The organism is Marinobacter sp. JSM 1782161, from assembly GCF_011421605.1.
GTDB classification, from domain to species: domain Bacteria; phylum Pseudomonadota; class Gammaproteobacteria; order Pseudomonadales; family Oleiphilaceae; genus Marinobacter_A; species Marinobacter_A bohaiensis.
Genome location: NZ_WSSA01000007.1, coordinates 36,175 through 61,889, shown reverse-complemented (window position 1 = coordinate 61,889; position 25,715 = coordinate 36,175). Strand labels below are relative to the sequence as shown.

Annotated in this window: 19 protein-coding genes; 8 read left to right on the top strand and 11 right to left on the bottom strand. The window is 64.9% G+C overall.

Annotated features, from left to right (window positions below; genetic code table 11):
- Positions 1-284: 284 nt before the first annotated feature.
- Entirely contained in the window at positions 285-2,363 is a 2,079-nt protein-coding gene (locus GQB00_RS21460) for a TRAP transporter large permease subunit (protein ID WP_165857745.1), read from the bottom strand.
- A gap of 49 nt (positions 2,364-2,412) precedes the next feature.
- The gene (locus tag GQB00_RS21455) at positions 2,413-3,468 is read right to left on the bottom strand and encodes a hypothetical protein (protein WP_207950915.1); all 1,056 of its coding nucleotides are present in this window, start codon (positions 3,466-3,468) and stop codon (positions 2,413-2,415) included.
- Between the two features lie 315 nt (positions 3,469-3,783).
- Between GQB00_RS21455 and GQB00_RS21450 the strand changes: the two genes are divergently transcribed.
- Positions 3,784-4,059: an HU family DNA-binding protein gene (locus GQB00_RS21450; protein WP_111498530.1), complete on the top strand. Its 276-nt coding sequence runs from the start codon at positions 3,784-3,786 to the stop codon at positions 4,057-4,059.
- A 49-nt stretch (positions 4,060-4,108) separates the two neighbouring features.
- Here the strand turns inward: GQB00_RS21450 and GQB00_RS21445 are convergent, their stop codons facing one another.
- The 9 genes from GQB00_RS21445 to gshB all read right to left on the bottom strand — a co-directional run bounded on the left by GQB00_RS21445 (position 4,109) and on the right by gshB (position 11,631).
- Entirely contained in the window at positions 4,109-5,080 is a 972-nt protein-coding gene (locus GQB00_RS21445) for a putative solute-binding protein (RefSeq protein WP_228276989.1), read from the bottom strand.
- Between the two features lie 217 nt (positions 5,081-5,297).
- Positions 5,298-5,618 carry a hypothetical protein gene (locus GQB00_RS21440; RefSeq protein WP_111498528.1) on the bottom strand — a complete coding sequence of 107 codons (321 nt, stop codon included), beginning with the start codon at positions 5,616-5,618 and terminating at the stop codon, positions 5,298-5,300.
- An 81-nt stretch (positions 5,619-5,699) separates the two neighbouring features.
- The gene (locus tag GQB00_RS21435; RefSeq protein WP_165857743.1) at positions 5,700-7,007 is read right to left on the bottom strand and encodes a dihydroorotase; all 1,308 of its coding nucleotides are present in this window, start codon (positions 7,005-7,007) and stop codon (positions 5,700-5,702) included.
- Positions 7,004-8,011, bottom strand: coding sequence for an aspartate carbamoyltransferase catalytic subunit (locus GQB00_RS21430; protein WP_111498526.1), 1,008 nt, complete (start codon positions 8,009-8,011; stop codon positions 7,004-7,006). The genes GQB00_RS21435 and GQB00_RS21430 overlap by 4 nt, the downstream gene beginning before the upstream one ends.
- A gap of 4 nt (positions 8,012-8,015) precedes the next feature.
- Positions 8,016-8,552 (bottom strand): bifunctional pyr operon transcriptional regulator/uracil phosphoribosyltransferase PyrR, encoded by a 537-nt coding sequence (gene pyrR, locus GQB00_RS21425; protein WP_111498525.1) that lies wholly within the window; start codon positions 8,550-8,552, stop codon positions 8,016-8,018.
- 60 nt (positions 8,553-8,612) lie between these two features.
- Complete coding sequence (ruvX, locus tag GQB00_RS21420) at positions 8,613-9,035, bottom strand: Holliday junction resolvase RuvX (protein WP_165857742.1); 423 nt, start codon at positions 9,033-9,035, stop codon at positions 8,613-8,615.
- The gene (locus tag GQB00_RS21415; RefSeq protein WP_204355893.1) at positions 9,028-9,585 is read right to left on the bottom strand and encodes a YqgE/AlgH family protein; all 558 of its coding nucleotides are present in this window, start codon (positions 9,583-9,585) and stop codon (positions 9,028-9,030) included. Before GQB00_RS21415 ends, ruvX begins: the two co-directional genes overlap by 8 nt.
- A gap of 84 nt (positions 9,586-9,669) precedes the next feature.
- A complete protein-coding gene (locus GQB00_RS21410) occupies positions 9,670-10,536 on the bottom strand; it encodes an energy transducer TonB (protein ID WP_111498523.1) in 867 nt (288 codons plus the stop codon).
- A 147-nt stretch (positions 10,537-10,683) separates the two neighbouring features.
- The gene (gene gshB, locus GQB00_RS21405; RefSeq protein ID WP_111498522.1) at positions 10,684-11,631 is read right to left on the bottom strand and encodes a glutathione synthase; all 948 of its coding nucleotides are present in this window, start codon (positions 11,629-11,631) and stop codon (positions 10,684-10,686) included.
- Positions 11,632-12,091: 460 nt separating this feature from the next.
- On the opposite strand from gshB, the gene pilG reads away from it, so the two are divergent.
- The 7 genes from pilG (at position 12,092) to GQB00_RS21370 (ending at position 25,711) form a co-directional block, all read left to right on the top strand.
- Positions 12,092-12,484 (top strand): twitching motility response regulator PilG, encoded by a 393-nt coding sequence (gene pilG, locus GQB00_RS21400; RefSeq protein WP_111498521.1) that lies wholly within the window; start codon positions 12,092-12,094, stop codon positions 12,482-12,484.
- A gap of 33 nt (positions 12,485-12,517) precedes the next feature.
- Complete coding sequence (pilH, locus tag GQB00_RS21395; RefSeq protein ID WP_111498520.1) at positions 12,518-12,880, top strand: twitching motility response regulator PilH; 363 nt, start codon at positions 12,518-12,520, stop codon at positions 12,878-12,880.
- A gap of 19 nt (positions 12,881-12,899) precedes the next feature.
- A complete protein-coding gene (locus GQB00_RS21390) occupies positions 12,900-13,448 on the top strand; it encodes a chemotaxis protein CheW (RefSeq protein ID WP_111498519.1) in 549 nt (182 codons plus the stop codon).
- A 78-nt stretch (positions 13,449-13,526) separates the two neighbouring features.
- Entirely contained in the window at positions 13,527-15,599 is a 2,073-nt protein-coding gene (locus GQB00_RS21385) for a methyl-accepting chemotaxis protein (RefSeq protein WP_111498518.1), read from the top strand.
- A 46-nt stretch (positions 15,600-15,645) separates the two neighbouring features.
- Positions 15,646-16,539, top strand: a complete 894-nt coding sequence (locus GQB00_RS21380) for a CheR family methyltransferase (protein ID WP_416234176.1) — start codon at positions 15,646-15,648, stop codon at positions 16,537-16,539.
- Between the two features lie 11 nt (positions 16,540-16,550).
- Positions 16,551-24,662 (top strand): Hpt domain-containing protein, encoded by an 8,112-nt coding sequence (locus GQB00_RS21375; protein WP_165857740.1) that lies wholly within the window; start codon positions 16,551-16,553, stop codon positions 24,660-24,662.
- Positions 24,662-25,711 carry a chemotaxis protein CheB gene (locus GQB00_RS21370; protein ID WP_165857739.1) on the top strand — a complete coding sequence of 350 codons (1,050 nt, stop codon included), beginning with the start codon at positions 24,662-24,664 and terminating at the stop codon, positions 25,709-25,711. The genes GQB00_RS21375 and GQB00_RS21370 overlap by 1 nt, the downstream gene beginning before the upstream one ends.
- Positions 25,712-25,715 lie beyond the last annotated feature (4 nt).

Here is a 25,715-nt window from a genome sequence, read left to right as displayed (position 1 = left end):
TGCCCGGATGATAGAAAACAGGTAGGTTGGGCTAACGCAGGAAGCCCAGCAAACGATCAGGCGAGAATGGGGTATCAGCCTATTGACGCGCCCTGTTGGGCTTCCTGCGTCAGCGCCAACCTAGGAAGCGTATCACCCACGCCCCCGGTTTGAGGTGTTACCTATGTTGCCGGTTTGCACAGGCCAGCTCCCTCTCCCCTGGCGGGAGAGGCTTTTAACCGCAACCTGTAGAGCACACTCTGAAAGTGGGGCTATCTGAGATTCACCCTTCGCAAAGAATCTCATCACGCATAAAAAGCCAACGGCACAAATGCCACCAACAGCAACGCAATGCCCATGACAATCAACGGCATGATGATCCGCTCATGGCGCTGGTAGAAGGTGCCGGTCTGGGCCATAGCCGCCGAGACTTCCGCTTTGCCCACCACCTGGCGCGTCAGCAGATGGTTCAGCGCCACCGGCGGGCTCAGGTAACCCAGCTCGAAGGCCACCAGCGTGGTCATCCAGAAGTGGATCGGATCGATGCCGCTGGCGTAGGCCATGGTCGCCACCGTGGCGCTGACCAGGATGACCGCGCCAAAGGCGTCCATGATCATGCCCAGAATCACCAGCACCACCACCATCAACACCATCGCGGTCCAGGGCGAGGCAAACGCCTGGGGCAGCATCTGCATGATTTCCGCCCGCTCGATCACCCCGCCGATGCTCACCGACAATCCCAGCAACAGCAACAGCGCGCCAATTTCCGAGGTGGTGTCGTTGGTAGCGCCGCGCACGCAGCGCTCGATCCCCGGCCGGTTGAGACGCCTTCCGTCGCGCTTTTCCGAGCGCCCCGGTGACAGGTGTTCGTAGACCAGGAGCGCCAGCATAATCACCGGCAGGATACGGGGGGCGGAAAACTCATCCATGTCCACATCCAGCAGCCAGCGGTAGCCCAGGACCACCGCGGCCGTCACCAATGCGTAGGGGGCCAGGGGAACCAGCGCCCGCATCATGGCCGGCCCGGCTTCCGAAACAGGCGCCAGTTGGAAACGACTCTGGCGATTCACGCTCAGCGACACGACAAGGAAGAGTACCGCGGTGAGCATGAACACCCAGACACCCCAGCCAAACAGGTCATCGGTGGTCACTTCCCGGTTCAGGTAAGCGATCACCACCACCAGCAGGCAGGGCCGCAGCACCACCCCCATGGAACCGGACATGGCCGTCGCCGCCAGCGCCAGGTGCCGACGGGCGCCGGCCGCGCGCAGCTCGGAGTAGATGACCGCGCCTGCCGCGATCACGAAGATCCCCGACGCGCCGGTGTAGGCCGTCGGCACCGCCGCCACGATCACCGCAACCACCGCCAGCATTTCCGGCGGCAGCCGCCAGGGCCGGAACACGTTGAAAACCAGGGTCGCCAGCCGCGTCTGCTTGAGCATCATGCCGACCCAGACGTAGAGCGCCACGTTGAGGAACATGTCGGCCAGCTCCATCATCTTGTCCAGGTAGACGCCAATACCGGCGGCGTGGCCCTGCAGCGCAAAGTAGGTGCCCGAGACCAGGCACATGCCGGTGTACAACGGCACCGCCAGCCCGGCCTTGAACCAGTCGCCGCGCGGTGCCAGATCATCCGGCACGCGCCACAGCCGATAGGCGCTGGCCAGACTGAGCGCGGCGAAGCCGACAATCCACAGATCGTGCAGGATCTCCCGCTCCAGGCTGATGGCCGCGGCGTCGTGGGAGGTCTGGCGGAACAGCAGGCTGGAACCCAGCAGCATCAGGTTGGCGAGGGTTTGCAGGCCGTAGGAGACGCGGTAGTCCCGCCGCGTCTCGATGGCGCGCATGGCGATGTGGTGACGGGTCAACGTGGCCGTAGCCGCACAGAGCATCACCAGCACCACCAGGATGTATCGCTGGGAGGTGAGACCCAGGGCAATCAGGTCGGCCACCGCCCGCTCCACGGCCCGGTATGCTTCCAGGGCCGGTGTGAGCTGGCCCTGGAGGCTCGCGAACTCGGTGTGTTTCTCCCGGCACAGGGCCACGGCATTCTCCACCGCCGCGCGGACATCCGCCGGATCCGCCGCCTGCTCGCCGAGCAGGCCCATCAGCGGGTCATCCTGGGCCTGGCGCGATTCCGCCAGCTTGCGCGCCACCGCCGCCTCGACGTCCTGGGCCGGGTTGCACTGCGGGGCGACCGGATCGGTGCGCAGCTTGTAATAGCCGTTCCAGGTCTGCTCGCCGAAGCGCAGCATCTGGTTGTGAATATCGCTGCTGGTGGAAAACAGCACCACCAGCAGGAGCAGGAGGCAGGCGGGCAGCGAGGAGAACCACTCCAGCCCACTGCGCGAGGGCACGGATTGGCTGAGCACGGTTACCGGCATGGCGGATCGTCCCTGTGAGGCATGAGTGGCTGGCGGGCGACCGCCGCGTTCACAGCAGCGAGTCCAGCTCCATCACCTCGCCAGTCGGCGCCGGATCGTTCCAGAAGGTGCCCAGACCGCCGACGGGCGTGCGGTGGCCGGTGTTCTCCATCCACAGCTTGTCCGACAGCGCCAGGATGTTGCGGGTGGCGATGCGGTCCACCAGCACCCACTCGGGATCCGCCGGCTGGCTGCTGATCGCTTCCGCGTGGCGCCTGATGACCGCCCTCACCTGGGCCATGTCGCCCTGGTTCCAGGCGGCGATGGCGTGGAAGACGTGGCTGATGCGCACGGCATCCGCCTCGCCGATGGCGTCGGAGGCCGCCAGCCGCTCAAAGGCGTTCTCGCCCTGGGGTTCGGTGCCCGGAATCATCGCCCAGACCGTGGCCCGCAGGGCCATGGGCGCGCCCCACCACTTGTCGTTGTCCAGGCAGCCGGACGCCCGCGCCACCACGGATCCGACGTTACGCGGCACACCCACGGGCACGGTGGACTGGATTTCCGCATTCAGCGCCTGCAGGCCGGACAGCAGACCCGCCAGGTAGATGAACTCGTCCAGGTCCTCGTCGAAATCCGGACACTCGCCGGTCCCCGGCTCGCCGTAGTGCGCCTTGAAGTGCTTCCAGCCCTGGAAATAGCGTTCCGCCGCCAGGGCGTAGTAACGCTTCTGCTGGATCTGGGCATCCTGTGCCTGGTCCGGCTGACGCGCTCGCAGGGCGCCAATGCTGGCCAGTTCGGCGGATCGGGCGCGGTCCTCGGCGCAGCCCGCCGCCTGCAGGTTGAGCATCACCGCCAGTTGATCGGGATCGTCGGTGACCCGCCCGAACGACATCAGCAGCGGCTGGACCGATTCGCTCATGGAGCAGGCCATGTCCAGGTCGCCGGAGTGCAGCAGGTAGGGCATGGTGTGTTCCCTGGAAAAGCCCTGCATCACATCGCCGGTGGTGGAATAGAGCATGTTGTTCATGGTGCCACAGCCCGCCAGCGACACGATCAGTCCGCCGGTCGCCAGGATAGCCCTGAAAACCTCGAAGAATCGGGAACGGGATGGTGTTGTGGTTGTCATATCTGCCTGTCACCTTCAGTCCTGCGGCGCCTGGAGCGCCTTTGTTATTGTTGGGTTCATCTGTGACTTGATCCGTCGGACCACGGCACGGCCTGTAACATTTGTTTACAGCGATGAATTATCCGTGAGTGGCCCCTGGATTAGTGAGACAAAGCCCTCAAAGCGATGACCCCGGGTCTTGCCGGCCCGCCGACAGTCATTGACAGCCATCGGCGACACGCTATACCTGTAACCTATGGTCGGGTGGAACCCCGGCCGCAGTCGGTGAAACCGCGACAAGACGGTGTCACCAGTCCACCACGAAAGGAGAGATTCATGCGTAAACCCGAACTTGCCAGTGCCATCGCCGAACAGACCGGCCTGACCAAGGAAAAAGCCAGCGAAGTCATCACCGCCTTTACCGACCAGATTTCCGCCGCCACCGCCAAGGGCGACGACGTGTCCCTGATTGGCTTTGGCACCTTCAACGTGCGCAAGCGCGAGGCCCGCACCGGCCGCAACCCGCAAACCGGCGCCACCATGAAGATCGCCGCCAGCAAGACCGTCGGTTTCAAAGCCGGCAAGGCCCTGAAAGAGGCCGTGTCCAAGTAATCACCGCGGCCGGCGGCCCGGGCCGCCGGTCGGCTCCCCTATTCACCCTTCAGCTCGACGCGCATTCCGCCCGCGCCCCATCCACCCGGCAGCGAATCGCTTTCATCAGGCGAATGGCCCGCTCGTCGTATACCCCCTGCTCCAGCAGCGACAGCCGCACCTGGCGCAACATTTCGTCGTACTCGGCCACGTCCTCCTGCGGCGGGTTCATCCAGGCGTCCTCGGGGATTTCCGCCTCCGCCTGGGCAATGATCTGGTAGGCCTCGTTGATCCGCTTGACCGCCTCATCACGCACCATCTGGCCGGCGTCTTCCGGGAAGCGGTCACGATGCAGGATGACCTGGAAATTCATGTAGGCCACGGCGTACCGGAACACGCCGCCATCCGGCTGGACACCTTTGTAAAGTTCCAGCGGCGTGTAGGCCACCGCCGGCGCGTAGGCGATGTCCACAGAGCCGTTATTGAATTTGCCCGCGAAGCTGGCGGAGTTGGCGCCCACCACCGACGCGCCCACGTGGCGCACCATGGTGAGCGACGCGGTATCGTAGTCGAGGGTTGCCACTTTCTTGCCCTGCAGCTCTTCCACGGTGTCGATGCGGCGATCGCGGGTGAACAGGTAGACCGCCCCGCCGGGGAAGATGCCAGCCACTTCGTAGCGCTCGTTGGTCAGCAGGGGCTTGGCCTTGGGCTGGCTCAACGTGTTGAACAGCAGGCGCATTTCCTCTTCGCCGGGAATCGCGCCCATCGCCTCCAGACTGCCGGTGAACTTGTTGAATTCCCGCGCGCGCGTACCGGTCAGCAACACCGCGTCGCACTGCCCGGCCTTGAAGTCCTCAGCGGCGACCTTCTCATCGGTATAGGCGCGCAGGTCCAGCGCCACCCCTTCGCGCAGGGCCACCGGCTTGAAAGTCTGGGTGATCGCGAACAGCGGGCCGTTGGCGCCGACCGGATCGAACACGCAGAAACTGCGCTGGATTATCTCGCCGTCGGCGGCCAGGACACCGCGGGCGAACAGGAACATCAGGAACAGAGCGATACCGCCCATGCGGCATCGCAACCAGGGTCGACGGGACATGCAGGCACACTCCAGCTTGTTGTTGTGATTGATCGCTGATCAACAGGCTAGGAGGGCATCCGGAGGGAGGCGTTGGCAGCAGCGACCGGGAATGACGGGCACTGCTGCCACACAAGCAGGACGGTGACGGGCCATAGCCGCCCCGATGGCGCAGGAAGGCGGTTCAGGACTGGGGGGACGAATTGTCCGCCGGCTTGTCGGCCGCTTCCGCTTTTGCGCTGTTTTTTGAACCGGTTCCGCTTTTCTTCGCGGTACCGCTCTTTCCGGTCGAGGTCTTGGTGGCCGTGCTGCGACGGTTGGGCGACGTGCTTTTCGCTTTCTTGTCGTCCGCCAGCTGCTCGACCAGGCTTTCGATCCGCTTTTCCAGCGCGATCAACTGATGCTGCATCGCCGTTTGCTTGTCCAGGGCGTCGGTGGAGTTGCGGGAAATGGTCCACAGCAACCAGACGATGGCCAGCAACAGCAGGAAAGACAGGAATCCCATAGCGATCTCCAGGCAGTCACATTGTGCGGCCGGCCCAACGCCGGCCTTTGTTGTCGGTTATCAGTTTAGCAGGCGCTCGCGTTAGCCGGCGCCAAAGCCCGGCTCGCGGCTGTAGGCCTCCCGACCCGCCACCCAGACACGGTTGACCCGGCCCGGTAGCGGCGTGTCCATCAGCGGCGCGTGCTTGCCCACCGACCGCAGCGTTTCCGGCGTGGCCGTCCAGCGGGCATCCGGATCGATCCAGCACAGGTCCGCCAGTTCGCCGCTGGCCAGGGACGGCGCCGGACGACCCAGCACCTGGGCCGGACCACTGGTCAGCGCGCGGATCAGCGACTGCAGCTCCAGCTCACCGCGCTCCACCAGCATCAGGCCCAGCGACAGGACGCTCTCGATGCTGGACAGGCCAGGCTCCGTGTCCCCCAGCGGCGCGTTCTTGGCGGCCGGGTCCTGCGGTTGGTGCTGGCTGACAATGGCGCTGATGGCGCCGCTGCGCACGCCCTCGATCAGCCCCTGGCGGTCCTCTTCCGAGCGCAGCGGCGGCTGCACGTGGTAGCGGCTGTCGAAGCCGGCCAGGGCCTGTTCGGTGAAGACCAGGTGATGCATGGCCACGTCGGCGGTCACCGGCACTCCGCGCTGGCGCGCCTGGGCCACCATGTCGACGCTGCGCGCGGCGGACAGCTGGCTCAGGTGCAGCCGCACCCCGGTTTCCTCCGCCAGCAGGATCATTTCCATCACCGCCGTGGTTTCAGCCACCTCGGGAATACCCAGAAGCCCCAGCTGGGCGGTGATCAGGCCGTCGTGGGCAAAGCCGTCGGCCGCCAGCATCTCGTTCTGGGGCTGCAGCATCAGGGTGATGCCGAAAGTCTGGGCGTAGGCCATGCAGCGGCGCAGGATGCGCGCGTTGGCCAGCGGCGCCGGGCCGTTGCTCAGGGCCACGCAGCCGGCCTGGGTCAGACCCACCATGTCGCTGAGCAGCTCGCCGTTGAGCCCCTTGGTGGCCGCCCCCAGCGGCAGCACGCGGATGGGCGCATCGCGCTCCGCCACGTCACGGATCAGGTGGGCGATGGCGCTGGAGTCGTTGACCGGCGAGGAATCCGGTGCGGCGCAGACGGTGGTGTACCCTCCCCGGGCCGCTGCACGGGTTTCGCTGGCGATGGAGCCCTTCTGGCCGTTGCCCGGCTCGCGCAGGTTGCAGTAAAGATCAATGAAGCCCGGGGTAATCAGGCCCCCGGCGGCGTCCAGCACGCGATCGGCCGGGGCTGCGTCGGCCTCGGCGCCGATGGCGGCGATGCGGTCGTCGCGGATCAGCAGGGACTGGCGGCTGTCCTGCCCGCTCAGCGGGTCCAGCAGGCGGCCGTTCTCGATGCGCAGGGATTCAGACTGACTCATGAGCGCACCTCCGCGTCCTGTCCTTTCTGGGCACGCTGCCCTCCCATGGCCATGGACATCACCGCCATGCGGATGGCGATGCCGTTGGTGACCTGGTTGAGGATCACCGAGCGCGGCCCGTCGGCGACCGCGGACTCGATCTCCACGCCCCGGTTGATCGGGCCCGGGTGCATGACGATGGCGTCCGGCTTGGCGTAGGCCAGCTTGTCGGTATTGAGGCCGTACACTTTGTAGAACTCCCGCTCACTGGGCAGCAAGGCGCCCTCCATCCGCTCCCGCTGCAGACGCAGCATGATGATCACGTCGATGTCCTTGAGGCCGGACTGCATGTTGTGGTCCACCCGGCAGCCCAGGCTTTCCACGTCGCTGGGCAGCAGGGTACTGGGGGCGATCAGACGCACCTCGTCGGCCCCCAGGATATTGAGCGCTTGGATCTGTGAGCGGGCCACCCGCGAGTGCAGGATATCCCCCACGATGGCCACCTTGAGCCCCTCGAAGCGCTGTTTGTGCTGGCGGATGGTGAGCATGTCCAGCATCGCCTGGGTGGGGTGGGCGTGGCGGCCGTCGCCGGCGTTGATGATGGCCACGCCCGGGGTCACCGACTCGGCAATGAAATGGGGCGCACCGCTGCGGGAATGGCGCACCACGAACATGTCGCTGGCCATGGCCTCCAGGTTGAGCAGGGTGTCGGACAGGGACTCGCCCTTGGACGTGGCCGAGGTGCTGATGTCCAGGTTGAGGACGTCGGCGGACAGGCGTTTGGCCGCCAGTTCGAAGGTGCTGCGGGTGCGGGTGCTGGACTCGAAGAACAGGTTCACCACCGTACAGCCGCGCAGCAGCGGGACTTTCTTGATGCGCCGCTCGCCCACTTCGATGAAGGAGTCGGCGGTGTCGAGGATCTGGGTCAGAAGGTCGCGATCGAGGCCGTCGATCGTCAGGAAATGCCGCAGCTGGCCCTGGTCGTTCAGCTGCAGCGCACGGGCGGAAGCGTCCGTCGTGGTCATCGAATCAGGCTCCTTGTCCGGTGGAAGACGCCGGGGCGTCGGCCTGGCGCAATTCCACGCTCAACGGGTCCGGGCCCTTCAGTTTGACCCGCTCATTGGCCTTGAGGCTGAGCGACTGACCCACCACATCCGGCTGGATGGGCAGCTCGCGCGCGCCCAGGTCGATCAGGGTGGCCAGGATGATGCCGGCGGGTCGACCGTAGTCGAAAATCTCGTTCATGGCCGCGCGGATGGTGCGTCCGCTCATGATAACGTCGTCCACCAGCACTATGTGGCGCCCTTCGGTTTCGAATGGCAGGTGGGACGGACGCACCTTCGGGTTGAGCCCGATGCGGGAGAAATCATCCCGATAGAAGGAAATGTCGAGCTCGCCGAAAGGTTCGGTCAGCTCCAGGCGCTTGTGCAGGACATCCGCCAGCCAGACGCCCCCGGTGCGGATGCCGATCAGCACCGGATCATCGATGTTGCGCGCCTGCAGGATACGGCGCAGGCCTTGCTCGAGGTCGTCGAGCAGGGCGTCCACTTTCAGCAATGCAGTCATTGGTTTCCCCCATCCGAACAGCGACATGAGTCTATCACGGGGCGGGGAACGAAGGCAGAATCAGCGGGCGAACCAGGTCTCCAGGATGATGACCGCGGCCAGGTCGTCGACACCATGGGTGCCGAAATCCCGGGAACCGCCCCGGGCCATGGCCTCGCCCTTGGCCTCGAAGCTGCTGAGGCGCTCGTCGATCATCTCCACCGCGTGATGGAAGCGGCCGTGCAGGCGTTTGCCGAACTTGCGGGCGCGCAGGCACATCTCACTCTCGGTGCCGTCCATGTTCAGCGGCAGCCCGACCACGAACAGGTTGGGACGCCACTCCTCGACCAGCGCGGCGATCTCGTCCCAGTTGGGCTGACCGTCACGGGCCTTGAGCATGGCCACCGGCTTGGCGGTACCCAGCATTTCCTGGCCCACGGCGACGCCGATCCGGCGGGTGCCGAAATCGAAGCCCATGACGCGGCGCTGGCCGACGTCAGGCATGGCCTACCGTATCGGTCAGCTGGTTGAGGTCGATGCCCATCATGCGCAGCACGGCGGCATAACGCTGATCGCTCTCGGTACGGAACAGGATGTCGTGGTGGGCCGGACACACCAGCCAGCTGCTGCCGGCCAGCTCGCTCTCCAACTGGCCTTCCGACCAGCCGGAATAGCCCAGCGCCATGAGGAATTCGGACGGCCCTTCGCCAACGCCAATGGCTTCCAGGATATCGCGGGAGGTGGTCATGGTGAGCTGATCGGTGACGGCCATGGAGCTCTGCCACTCACCGAACGGACGATGCAGCACGAAGCCGCGCTCGGGCTGGACCGGGCCGCCGGCATAGACCGGATCGTCGAGTTCCTCGCCGTCCATGTCGAGCTGCTCCAGCACCTCGCCCACCGAGATTTCCAGGGGGCGATTGATCACCAGGCCCATGGCGCCGTCGCTGGTGTGCTCACACATATAGATGACAGTCCCGTGGAAGCCGGGATCCTGCAGGTAGGGCGAAGCCACCAGAAGGCGGTTACGCAGTGAGTCTTCGGGAATCGTCATAGCCGATAGTATTCGTTGCAAGGCCAGCCTTGGCAAGCCTGGAAATGTAAAGCGTGGGCGGCGGTCGGGACGGCGCTGCGCCCGTCAGCCGGAACTCAGGCCACGGCGCTGGAACGACCAGGTGCGGATGATTTCCAACTGGTCGGCCTGCTCGCGCATTTCCGGCGGAAAGGGCGCGAACGGCGCCGACAGACGCACGATGCGGATGGCCGCGTCGTCCAGCACCTTGCTGCCGGAAGAGTTGAGGATTTCCACGTCCTTGACGCTGCCATCCTTCTCCAGCACCACCACCATGCGCAGGGAACCGTAGATGCCCGAGCTGCGCGCTTCGGGCGGATAGTTGAGGTTGCCCACCTTGGTGACCTTGCTGACCCAGTTCTGCACGTACCAGGCATTGGCGGACTTGAGCGTGGAGGCGGCGGTCACCCGCAGGACACGGGGTTTCTTGGCGTAGGCGCGCTGCTGCCGGTCAAGCCGTGCTTCGAGGCTGGCGATTTCCAGGCTGCGCTCCATCAGGCTCTGCTTTTTCTTGACCGGCGCGTCCTCGACCGGCTTTTCCCTGGGCTTTTGCTGGGCCGCCGGCTGCGACTTGGCGGTGGTGGTCACCACCTCGCGGGCTTCCTGCGGCTGGGGCTCGGATGACTGCTGGGCCTTGGGCTGAGGCTGGACCTGCTTGACCTGGCTGTTGTTCAGCGGCGCCTGGTGGGTGGTGGTCAGCTCCTGCTTTTCATCCTGGGTGCCACTGCCCTGCTGGCTGGTGGCGGCGAGGAAGTCGGCCTTGTCCGGGTCTTCCTGGTCGTCGAACTGGGACAGGGTGATTTCCAGGGTTTCGGCAGCGGGCACCGGATCGTCCGGCGCAAACGACACGCCCAGCACGATGACCGCGTGGAGCGCTAACGCCATGAACAGCGTAAAAGAGAACCGATCAAAATCACTGACCTGGACAGCCATGCTCGCCACTTCAACCAAACTCAGGGAGGGGCGCAGGGTCGCGCCCGGATCATCCGATGGGAGTACATTCCTTTGCGGCCCCAAGTTTGCGGACTTCGGGGCCGCTTGTCCATCCCGCGAACAAAACGTCACAGGATGTCACGGCGCTTACGCCAGGCGTTTCTCGATGGCATCGAGCAACTGACTGGAGATATCGATGCCGAATTCGCGATCCAGCTCGCGCACGCAGGTGGGACTGGTGACGTTGATCTCGGTCAGGTAGTCGCCGATCACATCGATGCCGACGAAGATCAGCCCCTTCTCCTTCAGGCTCGGCGCGATGCGCTCGCAGATCTCCCGGTCGCGCGCGGTCAGCTCGCGCCCTTCGCCACGACCACCGGCCGCCAGGTTGCCGCGGTTCTCACCCTGGGACGGAATCCGCGCCAGCGCGTAGGGCACCGGCTCACCGTCGATCAGCAGGATGCGCTTGTCGCCGTCCTTGATCTCGGGCAGGAACTTCTGCGCCATGATCTGATGGTTGCCGTCCTGGGTCAGGGTCTCGATGATCACCCCCAGGTTGGCGTCGTTCTCCTTGACCCGGAAGATCGACTTACCGCCCATGCCGTCCACCGGCTTCATGATAACGTCGCCGTGGCGGGCGTAGAACTCGCGCAGGCGGTCGGCGTTGCGGGTCACCACCAGCGGCGGCGTGCAGTCGATGAAGCGGGTGGCGAACAGCTTCTCGTTGCAGTCGCGCAGCGCCGCCGGCGGGTTCACCACCAGCGCGCCCTGGTCGGCCGCGGCGTCCAGGATGTAGGTGGCCATCATGAATTCCCGGTCCACCGGTGGATCCTTGCGCATCAGGATCACGTCCAGCTCGCCCAGCGCCATGTCCCGGTCGTCGCCCAGGGTAAACCAGTCGTCCGGGTCCATGCGCACGGTCAGGGCCTGCACCCGCGCCCGGGCTTCTCCGCCGTCCAGGTACAGATCCGGCTGTTCCATGTAGATCAGCTCCCAGCCGCGCTGCTGGGCGGCCCAGAGCATCGCCAGGGAGGTGTCCTTCTTGAAGTGGATGTCCTGGATGGGATCCATGACGATACCGAGTCTGACAGTCATAGTGTTTGTTACACCTCTCAATAGTGTGGGGAGCCTCAACAATAGTGTGGGGAGCCGTTCGACGATACGCCCGGAACACCGGGAGTCCAACAGCGGAAACCGGCCGGCGGCGCCTGTCGGGCGCTCCGCAGAATCGGGTCAGTATGCCCTCGCAAAGACACCTCCATCTGTACGCAAAAGCCGCCTACGGCTGCACGGGAGTACATTTGGTCACAAACTTATGCTTTTTCTCAAGCGACCTATATTCTATAAATAGTCAGGCTTTATAGAACGCCCCTTGAATGTGTGTTAAAAAGGCCCGTCAAGTCTCCCGCTGGTCTCGCAAACCGGCCTGACGGGGCCTGTCAAGTGCCGGGCTGGAAGCATGGCCAGCGCCTTTGGACCGTCCCTCACCGGGACCCGCTGTGGTCCGACAGGTGCTGAACAACAACGATCCTGTAGAGCGCAAGGCTGTTGGACAATGGATGACAACTTCGAAAACCTGAAGATTATGGTGATTGACGACAGTAAGACGATTCGTCGCACCGCCGAAACCCTGCTCAAGAAGGTTGGCTGTGAAGTCATCACCGCAACGGATGGATTCGATGCTCTCGCCAAGATCGCGGACTCGCAACCCGACATCGTGTTCGTAGACATCATGATGCCGCGGCTCGACGGCTATCAGACCTGCGCTCTCATCAAGAACAACTCCGCCTTCAAAAAGACTCCCGTCATCATGCTGTCCAGCAAGGACGGCCTTTTCGACAAGGCCAAGGGACGTATTGTCGGTTCGGATCAATACCTGACCAAGCCGTTCAGCAAGGACGAGCTGCTGAACACGATCCGTCAGTATGTTCCCACACCGGAACAGTAAACCGATTCGCGCAACGAATTTATCGAGGAAATCATGGCCCGCATCCTGATTGTCGACGACTCTCCGACCGAGGTTAAGAAAATCTCCAGCATCCTGGAAAAGCATCAGCACGAAGTGCTGTCCGCCGATAACGGCGCCGATGGCGTTGCCAAGGCGCGCGCCGAGAACCCGGACCTGGTCCTGATGGACGTGGTCATGCCCGGGCTCAACGGCTTCCAGGCCACCCGCCAGCTGACCCGTTCGCCGGAAACCGCGTCCATCCCGGTCGTCATCGTGACCACCAAGGACCAGGAAACCGACCGCGTCTGGGGTACCCGTCAGGGCGCCAAGGGCTATCTGGTCAAGCCGGTCGAAGAAGACGAACTGATCAAGACCATCGACAGTCTGATCGCCTGAACCTCAGTATGGAGTAAGCATGTCCGCCCAGGCTGCCCCTTTTGCCGTACTGACGGATATCGCCCGGCGTAGCAAGTCCCGTGCATCCGGACTGCCAGCCCAGCAGGAAGCGATCGAACTGTGGAACGGCATCGGTTTTACCCTGGCCGGCCAGCGTTACGTCGCGCCCATGGGTGAGGTTGTCGAGATACTGCACGTCCCCCGCTACACCCACGTACCGGGGGTTCGTTCGTTTATGCTCGGCGCCGCCAACGTCCGCGGCCGCCTGCTGCCGCTGATCGATCTCGCCTATTTCTTTGACATGAACCGTGCATCGCGCAGTCATCGCGATCGCCGGGTGCTGGTCATCGAGCGGGACGACCTGTTCAGCGGCCTCGTCGTCGACAGCGTTTCGGGCATGCAGTATTTCGCCACGGAGAGCTTCACGGAGGAAGTCGCCGCCGAAGTCCCAGACATCGTCAAGCCTTTCGTCCAGGGAGGCTACCGACGCAACGAGGAAACCTGGAACGTGTTCTCGACCTTCGCCCTGATGGACGACGAGCGCTTTCTGGATGTTTCGCAGTGGTGAACAGGACGGCAGGGCCTGTTCGCTGATTTTCCAGACCCGAAGGACCAACTTGCCAACGTTTAGGCCGGGAGCCAGAAAATGAAAAAGAGAGCCGGAAGATTCAATGCGGGTCAGGGTGCCAACAAGCTGGTTGGCGCCCTGATCGGTGCATTGATCGTATTGACCGTCCTGCTCGTCGCAGTGCTGTTCATCATCAACCGTGACAGCAGCAACGACCAGGAATACATCGCCCACGCCAGTGAGCTGCGGGTACTGTCCCAGGAGATCGCGAAGAACGCCTCGGAAGCGGCCGGCGGTACGCCGGAAGCCTTCGACCAGCTGCAGCGCTCCCGTGACGAGTTCGCGCGTCTGTGGGGTTATCTTGTCGAGGGGAACCCGGAAACCGGCCTTCCCGCCAGCGAGATGGCTGCCGAAAGCGGTGTACAGGAGAACTGGAACGAAGTCCGTGAGCGGGCCGATACCATCATCTCCACCCGCGAAGCGGTACTGGGCCTGCACCAGGTTGCCCAGACCCTGAACGAGAACATCCCGCAGCTGCAGGTCGAGTACGATGACATCGTCCAGATCCTGCTGGACAACGACGCACCGGCCGAAACCGTGGCCCTGGCCCAGCGTCAGTCGCTGCTGGCGGAACGGATCGTGCGCTCGGTCAATAACGTTCTCTCCGGTGACGAAGACGCGGTGATCGCCGCCGACCGGTTCGGCCGCGACGCCAAACTGTTCGGCCGCGTTCTGAGCGGTCAGATCGAAGGCAACTCGGCCATGGGCATCTCCCGGGTCCAGGACGAGGACGCCCGCTACGGTCTCGACGCCGTGTCCGAGCTGTTCGAATTCGTCAGCCAGAACGTTGACGCCATCCTGGAAGCCTCGCCCGACCTGTTCACCGTGCGTCGCGCTTCCAACGAAATCTTCCAGAACTCCCAGGCCCTGCTGAACGGCACCTCCCAACTGGCGGAACAGTTCCGTCAGCGGGCGGACTCGCGCATCATCAGCTCCTACCTGGCGTACATCCTGCTGGCCGCCATGGCCGCTGTGGTCGTGATCATCGGCCTGACCATCTACCGTTCCTCCCAGGAGCGTCTGTCCAAGACCCAGGAGCAGAACGAGCAGAACCAGAACGCGATCCTGCGACTGCTGGACGAACTGGCCGACCTGGCCGACGGTGACCTGACCACCGAGGCCACGGTTACCGAGGACTTCACCGGGGCCATCGCCGACTCCATCAACTACGCGATCGACCAGATGCGCGGACTGGTACAGTCCATCCGGGGTACCGCGGTTCGAGTCTCCTCAGCGGCCCAGGAAACCCAGGCCACTGCGATGCACCTGGCCGACGCTTCCGAGCACCAGGCCCAGGAAATCGCCGGTGCCTCCGCGGCGGTGAACGAGATGGCCGTGTCCATCGACCAGGTCTCCTCCAACGCCGCCGAGTCGTCCGCGGTTGCGGAGCGCTCGGTTGCCATCGCCAAGAAAGGCGCCGAAGTCGTACAGAACACCATCCGCGGCATGGACAACATCCGCGAGCAGATCCAGGAAACCTCCAAGCGGATCAAGCGTCTGGGTGAGTCTTCCCAGGAAATCGGTGACATCGTATCGCTGATCAACGACATCGCCGACCAGACCAACATCCTGTCCCTGAACGCCGCCATCCAGGCGTCCATGGCCGGTGATGCGGGCCGGGGCTTCGCAGTGGTTGCGGACGAGGTTCAGCGCCTGGCGGAACGTTCCTCCGCGGCGACCAAGCAGATTGAAGCCCTGGTTAAGACGATCCAGTCCGATACCAACGAGGCGGTCATCTCCATGGAGCACACCACCGCCGAGGTGGTCCGTGGTGCCCGTCTGGCCCAGGACGCGGGTGTCGCCCTCGAGGAAATCGAGAACGTCTCGATGAACCTCGCGGAACTGATCCAGAACATCTCCAACGCGGCCCGCCAGCAGGCGTCGTCCGCGGCTCACATCTCCAACACGATGAACGTTATCCAGGAGATCACCTCGCAGACCTCCTCCGGTACCAACGCCACCGCGAAGTCGATCGGTAACCTGGCGGAAATGGCCGGTGAGCTGCGCTCCTCCGTTGCCGGCTTCACTCTGCCGGAAGAGGATATGCCGGAAGAGGAAGAAGAAGACAGCGACGTTCCTGTTGTTAGCTGATAACTGTCAGCGGCTGATGACGCCAGAGTACGGCTGACTCATGATCATGACCGAAACGCGCAATGACAGGACGTCCGGCATCTGGACACTGCGTCCTCTTCCCGAGATGGACGAGGCGCAGTTCCGCCAGTGGCAGGAGCTGCTGGAAGACCGGACCGGGATCACCCTGAAAGCGGAGCGGCGCTCGTTCCTGCAGACCAATCTGGGGATCCGCATGCGCGAGATCGGTTGCGACACCTATCAGGCCTATTACGAGAAAGTGGTTTCCGGCCCCGGCGCGATCGTCGAATGGGCCACACTGGTGGACCGGCTGACGGTCCAGGAAACCCGCTTCTTTCGTGATCCCGATGCCTACCGGTTGGTGTCCGACTACATTATGACGCGGCCGCGGGAGCAGCTCAGCCGACAGCCGATCGAGGCCTGGAGCGTCGGCTGCTCCACCGGCGAGGAACCCTACACGCTGGCCATGCTGCTGGATCAGAGCATGCGGCAACTGGAGTTAAAATCCCTGTTCGGCGTCACCGGCTCCGACATCAGCAAGCCGGCGCTGGAAAAGGCCCAACGAGGCCTCTACGGCGCCCGCAAGCTGGTCAGCACCGACGCCGACACTCGCGGCCAGTATTTCCAGGCCTCGGGTGGCAACGAATGGGAAATCGACCCGGCCCTGCGCCAGCGGGTGTGTTTCACGCAGCTCAATGTGCTGGATCTGGAACAGGCGCCGATGCACGGCATGAACATCATCTTCTGCCAGAACCTCCTGATCTACTTTCGCCAGTGGCGGCGTCGCGAGATCGTAAAGCGCCTGACCGAGCGGCTTGCCCCCGGCGGCCTACTGGTTCTGGGACAGGGAGAATTGACGGACTGGCATCATCCCTCCCTGCAGCGGGTGCCATCGGATAGCGTTCTGGCGTGGATCAAACGCCAGACTGACGAAGAATAACCGGAGTGGTTATGGGCAATCACCATGACAGCATCGCCCTGGATTGGGTTAGGGGCGAAATTCAGGACACCCTGAAACAGGGTCAGCAGGCGCTGGAAGCGTACGTCGACAACCGCGACGACACCGCTCGCCTGCGTTTTTGCCTGAACTACCTCCACCAGGTGCACGGCACCCTGCAGATGGTCGAGCTTTACGGCGCGGCCCTGCTGACCGAGGAGATGGAAAAACTGGCCCAGGCGGTTCTCAATGAGACCGCGGCCAACGCCGACGAGGCCATCGAAGTCCTGATGCAAGCCATCCTGCAGCTGCCGCAGTACCTGGAGCACCTGGACAGCAGCCGCGACGACTTCCCGCTGGCCCTTCTGCCGCTGCTGAACGACCTGCGCGCCGCGCGGGGCGAACCGCTGTTGTCGGACACCTCGCTGTTCAAGCCGGACCTGAGCGCGGTTCAGTTCCAGCCAGCGCCGGGCATCTCCCAGCGCCTGCAGGATCCCAAGGTCATGGGTCACGTGCGCAAGCTGCGCCAGATGTTCCAGTTTGCCCTGGCCGGCGTGGTCCGAGAGGCCGATCTGGACTCCCATTTCGACTACCTGGACAAGGTGATCCAGCGGGTCATCAAACTGTGCCAGAAAAGCCCGCGCGAAGAGCTGTGGCTCGCCGCCGGCGCCTTTGTCGACACCCTCAAGAGTCGCCACAACCCGATCAACTCCGCCGTCAAATCGCTGCTGCGCCAGCTCGACGCCGAACTCAAGCGGCTGATCGACGAGAACGTGGACATCCTCCAGCAGCCGGTGCCCGAAGCCCTGTTCAAGCACCTGCTGTATTACGTGGCGCGCGATGCCGAACTGGACACGCCGCGGGTCAACGACCTGCGCGAGCGCTACCACCTGGCCGCCGCCCTGCCTTCCGACGAGTCGGTGGACGACGCCCGCAGCCGCGTCTCCGGTCCCGGCCGGGACGCCATCCATTCGGTGGTCAGCGCCCTCAACGAAGAGCTGGCACGCCTGAAAGACCAGCTCGACCTGTTCGTTCGCGCCGAGTTCCGCCAGAACGAGGAGCTGGAAGAACTGCTGCCGGGCCTGCAACAGGTGGCCAACACCCTGGCAGTCCTGGGCCTGGGCATTCCGCGCCGGGTCATCACCGAACAGATCGAGATCGTCGAACGCCTGAGCCGCGACGCCCTGCCCGCCGAAGACGGCGTGCTGATGGACATCGCCGGCGCCCTGCTCTACGTCGAAGCCACCCTGGCCGGCCTGGAGAAAGAGCGCACCACGCAGTCCGAGGACACCGGTGAGGACATCCAGTACGGCGGCCAGGAACTGAGCGAAGCCAACAGCGCCCTGCTGCGCGAGTCACGCAACTCCCTGGAGCAGGTCAAGACCGCCATCGTCAACTTCATCGCCGCCCAGTGGGACCCGCGCGAGATCGAGCACGTGCCCGGCCTGCTGCACAGCATCCGCGGCGGCCTTCAGCTGATCCCGCTGGACCGGGTGGGCGACATGCTGGCGTCCGCCGAGCGCTACGTCAGCGATGTCCTGTTGCAAGGCAAGCGCGTGCCGGACTGGCAGCAGCTGGACACCCTGGCCGATATGGTCACCAGCATCGAATACTACCTGGAGCGCCTGGCCGACGGCGTGGACGACAACGATTCCGTGCTGCGGATCGCCGAAGACAGCCTGCGCTCGCTGGGCTTCCCGGTGGGCGAAGAACCCACCTGGGACCAGGACGCCGCGCCGGCCCCGGCCGCCGAACCACAGCCGGAAACGCCAGCGGTGCCGGAAGCCGGAAAGCCGTCGGACGCTGACCTGGTGGACGACGAGATCCTCGAAATCTTCATCGAGGAAGCCGGCGAAGTCCTCAGCACCATCGAAGAGTTCTACCCGCGCCTGCGCCAGAATCACGACGACCGCGAGGCGCTGACCGAAGTCCGCCGTGCGTTCCACACCCTCAAGGGCAGCGGCCGTCTGGTGGGTGCGACCAGCATTGGTGAGCTGGCGTGGTCGGTGGAAAACCTGCTCAACCGGGTCATCGACCAGAGCATCAAACCCACCGAAGAGCTCTTCTCCCTGGTGGACACCGTGATCGCCCGCGTGCCGGGACTGATCAACGAGTTCCGCGAAGGCAACGCCACCGGCGACGTGAATGAGCTGATCGCCCGCGCCGAAGCCCTGGCCACCACCCGCAAGACCGGGCAGGACGCGCCGGCTGATGGCGCCGACCAGCCGGCCAACCGCGACGACGCCGATATCGAGACCCCGGAAGCCGAAGCACCGGCCGAACCGGAACCGACACCGGCTGCGGACTTCGACAGCGACGACCTGATCGACGACGAGATCCTCGAAATCTTCATCGAGGAAGCCGGCGAGGTGCTCGACACCATCAACGAATACCTGCCGATGCTGCTGCGCCAGTTCGACGACCGCAGCGCCCTGACCGAAGTCCGGCGGGCCTTCCACACGCTCAAGGGCAGCGGCCGCATGGTCGGCGCCGACGCGGTGGGCGAGCTGGCCTGGGCCGTCGAGAACATGCTCAACCGCGTCATCGACGCCAGCGTGTTCATGAACGGCGACATCGCCCAGCTGCTGCAGGACGTGGTCGACGTCATCCCGACCCTGGTCAAGGATTTCGAGGCGCGCCGTCCGGCTTCGCTGGATACCGCCCCCCTTGAAGCCCGAGCCACCGCCCTGGCCAACGGCGAGATTCCGGAATCCAGCGCGATGCCGGACGACGCCAGCCCGATTGAGCCGGCAAGCGCCGCCGACACCACCGCGGATGCCGACGACCTGTCCGGCCTGGACGCAACGGCCGAAGAGCAACTGGTGGACCCGGTACTGCTCGACATCTTCGAGAGCGAGACCGAGACCCATCTGCAGGCGCTCAAGCAGTTCCTGTCCGAAGCCGAGGGCCGCGACACCACGGCCTACACCGACGGTCTGTCCCGAGCGCTGCACACCCTGAAAGGGTCGGCCCACACCGCCGGTATCGAGCCGCTGGCGACGATCATTGCGCCGCTGGAGAAATTCGTTAAGACCGCCCGCTCGGAGAACCAGCGGGCCGACCGCGAAGTCCTCGCGCTGCTGGCGGACGCCTGCGGCTTTATCGAGCGCGGCCTGGAGCAGATCCGCACCACACCGCAGGATCCGCTGGACGGCACCGACGCCTTCCTGGAACGGCTCGACATGCTGGCCCGACGCACCCTGTCGTCGGGCCCGATGGGCGCCGCCGAAGCCGAACACGAGCAGGCCGTCGATCCACAGCTGGTGCAGCTGTTCCTCAACGAAGGTCTCGACATCCTGCTCGACGCCGACGGCATCCTTGATCGCTGGGCCGCCGATCCTTCGGAAAGCACGCAGCTCGATCAACTGGTCCAGGAGCTGCGGCAACTGGCCCGGGGCGCCGAAGTCGCCGGGCTGAGCGACGTTTCCGAACTGGCCGATCGGCTGGAGCGCATCTACGCCGCAATTTTCGATGCCGACGCACGACCGGATGACGCGTTCTTCGAAGTGGCCCGCGCCGGCCACGAAGCGCTGATCAACATGATGGACCAGATTGCCGCCGGTCTGGCCACCAAGCCCGACCAGGCCCTGATGGCTCAGCTCCAGACCCAGCTGGACCAGTTCCGCAGTCAGGCCGACAACGCTTTCAGCCAGAACCTCGAAGATATCGACAACGGCTTCGACGAGGATCTGGAGCTGCCCACCCTGGACATCGCCTTCGAGGAAGACGACGACACCCAACCGGCCGAGCCCGAGCACGCCGGTGACAGCGCCAATCTCGATCCGGAGCTGGTGGATATCTTCCTGGAGGAAGCCAGCGACCTGATTGAAGGCACCGGCGAACGACTGCATCAGTGGACCGCCAACCCGGGCGATGTCGAGTTGCTGCGTCACCTGCAACGGGACCTGCATACCCTCAAGGGCGGCGCCCGTCTGGCGGATATCAGCGCCATCGGCGATCTTGCCCATGAGCTGGAGACCCTGTTCGAAGGCCTGACCGACAACCGCCTGGCCAGCAGCGGGGATCTGGAAGACCTGCTGTTGAGCGCCCACGACCGCCTCGCGGCCATGGTCGATGCCATCAGCCAGAACCAACCGCCGCGCCCGGCGCCGGACCTGATCCGCGAGATCCAGAGCTACATCAGCGAGCACGCCGGATCAGCCGGCACACCGGAACCCGATTACGGCTTTGACGACGTACCCACGCTGGACGTCGAAGACACCGACGCCGGCGAGCCCGAGCCCACACCGGAAGCGGCCGACGAGGCCCAGCCGACCGGCGCGCTGCAACAGCTGGATCCCGAGCTGGCGGAAATCTTCCTGGAAGAAGCCGGCGAGATCATCGACACGACCGCCGAACAGCTGCACCAGTGGCAGGCCAACCCGGATCAGCCGGAACTGGTCAAGGAACTGCAGCGGGAACTGCATACCCTCAAGGGCGGTGCCCGCATGGCGGAAATCGCGCCGGTGGCCGACATCGCGCACGAGATGGAAACCCTGTTCGAACGCATCGTCGAAGGTCGCCTGCCGGCCACGGCCGAGCGTACCGGTGTGGCGCTGAAGGCCCACGACGAACTGGCCGCCATGGTCGACGCCATCGCCGATGACGGACAGTGCCCCGAAGCGCCAGGCGTGCTGCAGGCCCTGCGCGCCGCGCTTGACGAGACACCGGCAGCGCCGGCTCCGGAGTCGACACCTGAGCCGGAAGTCGATGCCGAGTCCGACGTCGATGATCGTGTTGAGGCGGAAGAGGACGCCATCGAGCTGGAGCTGCCCGAACTTGAGGAAAGCCCCGAGGAACCGGCAGCAACGGCTGAAGAAACGTCTCCGGCCGACACCGCGGCAACGTCCGACAGCGATATGGATCCGGAACTGGTGGGCATCTTCCTGGAGGAAGCCTACGACCTGATCAACTCCACCGCCAGCGCCCTGCACAGCTGGACCGAAGACCCCAGCGACACGGCCCTGGCGGCCGAGCTGCAGCGCGACGTGCACACCCTCAAGGGCGGCGCCCGCATGGCCGGCGTCGACGCCATCGGCGATCTGACCCATGTGCTCGAAAGCCTGTTTGAGCGGGTTGCCGAAGGGCGCCTGGCCGCCACCCAGTCCATGAACGATCTGCTGTTTGCCTGCCACGACCGGCTGGCCCAGATGGTCGAACAGGTGGCCGCGCACAAGCCCTGCGAACCCGCCGCGGAACTGATCGCCCGGGTCGAGGCGATCCTGTCCGGCGAGGCCGGCGAGCCCGAAGCCGCGGCGCCCGAGCCGGCGGCGCAACCGGCTGTCGAGGAGGCACCGTCCGCTTCCGTCGATGACAGCGCAGAGACCGCGCCGGAGCGTGACGCCGACCTGATCGGTTTCTTCCTCGATGAAGGTCTGGAAATCCATGAGGCCATCAAGGAATGCCTGGCCCAGTGGCGTGACGAACCGGAATCCCTCAGCGGCGTCACCGCGCTGCAGCAGGAGCTGCAGACCCTGAAAGGCGGCGCCCGACTGGCGGATCTGGACCCGGTCGCGGATCTGGCCGAAGCCTGGAACGAACGCCTGGAGTCCGCCCTGGCGGACGCCGCCGACACGGCCGAAACCCTGCGCCTGAGCGATCAGGCCCTGGCCGAACTGGGCCGCATGCTGGGCGAGATCGAGGACGACCGCGCCCCGACCGCCAACGTGGAGCTGCTGGCCAGCCTCACCGCCAAATCCGCGATCGAGGCTCCGGAGCCGACCCCGGCCCGGGAGGAAAGCCAGCCGGAATCCGTCGACCCGGAAGTGCTGGAAATCTTCCTTGAGGAAGCCGGCGAGCTGCTCGACCAGGTCGAAAACCTGCTGGAAGACTGGCGCAAGGAACCGGGCAACACCCACTTCAACCGGGAACTGCAGCGAGCCCTGCACACGCTCAAGGGCGGTGCGCGTCTGGCGCAGCTGGTGGAGCTCGGCGACAAGGCTCACGCCTTCGAGACCCGACTGATCGACCTGGGCGGCAACCAGCCCGGCCCCGACAGCTGGTCGGCCATTACCCGGGATCACGACAGCCTCACCGACATGGTGGGCGAGATCCGCAAGCGCTACGAGGAAGCCGGCGCGGGTCCGGTGACGCTGCCCGCCGCCGAAGATACCGGCGAAGCGACACCCGCCAGTGACGATGAGCCGACGCCGGAGGCGCCCACTCAGGCGCCAGCCGATCTCGAGCAGCCGGCCCAGCCCCAGGCTTCGGCGCCCGTACCGGCCGCCAAGCCGGACAGCGCCAAGTCTGCGGACAAGGCCCGCAAGCCCAAACGCGATGCGGCACGCAGTGCCCAGGAGACCATCCGCGTCAACGCCTCGCTGCTGGACGAGCTGGTCAACCTGGCCGGCGAGACCAGTATCACGCGCAGTCGCCTGGAACAGCAGTCGAGCGATTTCACCCACACGCTGGATGAAATGGCCGCCACCATCGAACGTCTGCGCGAACAGCTGCGGCGCATGGACATCGAGACCGAGGCCCAGATCCTGTTCCGCACCGAGAAAGAGCAGGGCCCCGACTACAGCGAGGACTTCGACCCGCTGGAGATGGACCGCTATTCCTCCATCCAGCAGCTGTCCCGGGCCCTGAGCGAGTCGGCCTCGGATTTGGCGGACCTGCGCGAGACCATGACCGACCGGACCCGCGACACGGACACCCTGCTGGTGCAGCAGTCGCGCATCAACACCGAGCTGCAGGAAGGCCTGATGAAAACGCGGATGAACCCGTTCTCATCCATGGTGCCGCGCCTGCGCCGGATCGTTCGCCAGATCAGCGGCGAGCTGGGCAAGCACGTCGAATTCGATGTGCGCAACGCCGAAGGCGAAATGGACCGCAACATCCTGGAACGGATGGTGGCCCCGCTGGAGCACATGCTGCGGAACGCCGTCGACCACGGCATCGAAACGCCGGAGCAACGGCGCCAGGCGGGTAAGCCGGAAACGGGTGAAATCACCCTGTCCCTGACCCGCGAAGGCGGCGAGGTGGTGCTGCGGATGATGGACGACGGCGCCGGTATTCGTACCTCCGCAGTCCGCGAGAAAGCCATCAAGCAGGGCATGCTGCGGGCCGACGAGGATCTGTCCGACCGCGAAATCCTGCAGTTCATCCTGCAGCCGGGCTTCTCCACCGCCGCCCAGGTGACCCAGATTTCCGGCCGCGGCGTCGGAATGGACGTGGTTGCCAGCGAGATCAAGCAGCTCGGCGGCAGCCTGGACATCGACTCGGTGCTGGGCCAGGGCACGACCTTCACAGTGCGCCTGCCGTTCACGGTCTCGGTCAACCGCGCGCTGATGGTGTCCACCGGCGAGGACTTCTACGCCATCCCGCTGAACACCATCGAAGGCATCGTGCGGGTCAGCACCTACGAGCTGGAGGAGTACTACAAGCCGGACGCGCCGCTCTACGAGTACGCCGGCCAGGAGTACCGCCTGCAGTACCTGGGCAGCCTGCTGCACAGCGAGCATCATCCCAAGCTGCAGGGTCAGGCCCTGCCGCTGCCGGTGATCCTGGTGCGGGGCGCCGAACAGCCTATGGCCCTGCAGGTGGACAGCCTCATGGGCAGCCGCGAGATCGTGGTCAAATCCCTCGGTCCGCAGTTCACCTCGGTGCGCGGGGTGTCCGGTGCCACCATCCTGGGTGACGGTAACGTGGTGGTGATCCTCGACCTGCCGGCGATGATCCGCTCCGACATCCTGTCCGAGCGTCAGCGTCTGGCGGATCTGGAAGCCGCCCAGGAACAGGCCCGCCGCGACGACCGCGAAACGCTGGTCATGGTGGTGGACGACTCGGTCACGGTGCGTAAGGTCACCTCGCGCCTGCTGGAACGGAACGGCATGGAAGTGCTGACAGCGAAGGACGGCCTGGACGCCGTCGCCCAGCTGCAGGATCACCGGCCGGACATCATTCTCCTGGACATCGAGATGCCACGGATGGACGGTTTCGAAGTGGCCAGCTTTATCCGCCACGACGACAACCTGCGGGATACGCCGATCTGCATGATCACGTCCCGGACCGGCCAAAAGCACCGCGAGCGGGCGCTGGCCATTGGCGTCAACGAATATCTGGGTAAACCGTTCCAGGAAACCCAGCTGCTCGAAACGATTGAGCGGCTTACCGGGAACAGTTGATGAACGCGGTGGGGTCGCTGCCGCGCGTGGCCATCGTCTCCGATAGCCCGCTGCAGCGTCGCCGACTGTTCGATGCGGTGGGCAAGTTCGGCCTGGAATCGCCGTTCTGCGGCGATCCGGAGCGCGTACTGGGCCTGGCTGCCTTGCCGGACGTCCAGCTCTGGCTGGTGACCCTGGAGGACGAAGCGGATCACCCGGCGCTGTTCGATGCCCTGCTGGAGAACACCGACGCGCCCATCCTGTTCGGGGTGGATCCGGCGCCGACGCCCGGAAGCACCGACGCCTTCCGCTGGGAACGGCGCCTGATCGACAAACTGGAAAAGCAGCTCGGTCCACTGGAACAGACCGACAGCCAGGGGACGCTGGAAGCCCTGGCCCGGCCGCAGGAGCGGCCCGAACCGCAAAGCCGGCCGGCGTGGATTCCCGCCGACCGGACCGGCCAGGTGGCCGAGGAGGTGTGGATCCTGGGCGCATCGCTGGGCGGACCGGCCGCGGTGAAAACCTTCCTGGATCACCTGCCGTCGGATTTGCCGGTCGGCTTTATCTACGCCCAGCACATCGACGGCAACTTCACCGATGTGCTGACCCGGGTGCTGGGGCGCCACGCCTCCTACACCCTGCGTCGGGCCGAGGCCGGCTATCGGGTGCGCAACGGCGATGTGGTGCTGTTGCCGGTGGAGAATGAATGGCACCTGGACGCGCGGGGCTGCCTGCAGGAAAAGGCCACGCCCTGGCCCGGCCCCTACGGCCCGTCGATCGACCAGGTGCTGCTGAACGTCTCGGACCATTACCGCGCCCGCTGCCATGCTATCCTGTTTTCCGGCATGGGCAACGACGGCGCCATCGCCGCCCCCCTGCTGCGGGCCTACGGCAGCCGCATCTGGGTGCAGAGCAGCGACAGCTGTGGCAATAGCTCCATGCCGGACTCGGTGGCGGCCACCGGCTGCACCAGCTTCGTCGGGGATCCGGCCCAGCTGGCGCGCAAACTGACACAAACCATTGAAGAGGATTGCCTGCTACGCGGCCGGCAATCCAGCGATTCCGCCTGAGGAC

What these genes read in the sequence shown, in the direction of transcription:
- GQB00_RS21460 (WP_165857745.1), bottom strand. Translation starts at nt 2,363, where the DNA reads ATGCCGGTAACCGTGCTCAGCCAATCCGTGCCCTCGCGCAGTGGGCTG.
- GQB00_RS21455 (WP_207950915.1), bottom strand. Translation starts at nt 3,468, where the DNA reads ATGACAACCACAACACCATCCCGTTCCCGATTCTTCGAGGTTTTCAGG.
- GQB00_RS21450 (WP_111498530.1), top strand. Translation starts at nt 3,784, where the DNA reads ATGCGTAAACCCGAACTTGCCAGTGCCATCGCCGAACAGACCGGCCTG.
- GQB00_RS21445 (WP_228276989.1), bottom strand. Translation starts at nt 5,080, where the DNA reads ATGTTCCTGTTCGCCCGCGGTGTCCTGGCCGCCGACGGCGAGATAATC.
- GQB00_RS21440 (WP_111498528.1), bottom strand. Translation starts at nt 5,618, where the DNA reads ATGGGATTCCTGTCTTTCCTGCTGTTGCTGGCCATCGTCTGGTTGCTG.
- GQB00_RS21435 (WP_165857743.1), bottom strand. Translation starts at nt 7,007, where the DNA reads ATGAGTCAGTCTGAATCCCTGCGCATCGAGAACGGCCGCCTGCTGGAC.
- GQB00_RS21430 (WP_111498526.1), bottom strand. Translation starts at nt 8,011, where the DNA reads ATGACCACGACGGACGCTTCCGCCCGTGCGCTGCAGCTGAACGACCAG.
- pyrR (WP_111498525.1), bottom strand. Translation starts at nt 8,552, where the DNA reads ATGACTGCATTGCTGAAAGTGGACGCCCTGCTCGACGACCTCGAGCAA.
- ruvX (WP_165857742.1), bottom strand. Translation starts at nt 9,035, where the DNA reads ATGCCTGACGTCGGCCAGCGCCGCGTCATGGGCTTCGATTTCGGCACC.
- GQB00_RS21415 (WP_204355893.1), bottom strand. Translation starts at nt 9,585, where the DNA reads ATGACGATTCCCGAAGACTCACTGCGTAACCGCCTTCTGGTGGCTTCG.
- GQB00_RS21410 (WP_111498523.1), bottom strand. Translation starts at nt 10,536, where the DNA reads ATGGCTGTCCAGGTCAGTGATTTTGATCGGTTCTCTTTTACGCTGTTC.
- gshB (WP_111498522.1), bottom strand. Translation starts at nt 11,631, where the DNA reads ATGACTGTCAGACTCGGTATCGTCATGGATCCCATCCAGGACATCCAC.
- pilG (WP_111498521.1), top strand. Translation starts at nt 12,092, where the DNA reads ATGGATGACAACTTCGAAAACCTGAAGATTATGGTGATTGACGACAGT.
- pilH (WP_111498520.1), top strand. Translation starts at nt 12,518, where the DNA reads ATGGCCCGCATCCTGATTGTCGACGACTCTCCGACCGAGGTTAAGAAA.
- GQB00_RS21390 (WP_111498519.1), top strand. Translation starts at nt 12,900, where the DNA reads ATGTCCGCCCAGGCTGCCCCTTTTGCCGTACTGACGGATATCGCCCGG.
- GQB00_RS21385 (WP_111498518.1), top strand. Translation starts at nt 13,527, where the DNA reads ATGAAAAAGAGAGCCGGAAGATTCAATGCGGGTCAGGGTGCCAACAAG.
- GQB00_RS21380 (WP_416234176.1), top strand. Translation starts at nt 15,646, where the DNA reads ATGACCGAAACGCGCAATGACAGGACGTCCGGCATCTGGACACTGCGT.
- GQB00_RS21375 (WP_165857740.1), top strand. Translation starts at nt 16,551, where the DNA reads ATGGGCAATCACCATGACAGCATCGCCCTGGATTGGGTTAGGGGCGAA.
- GQB00_RS21370 (WP_165857739.1), top strand. Translation starts at nt 24,662, where the DNA reads ATGAACGCGGTGGGGTCGCTGCCGCGCGTGGCCATCGTCTCCGATAGC.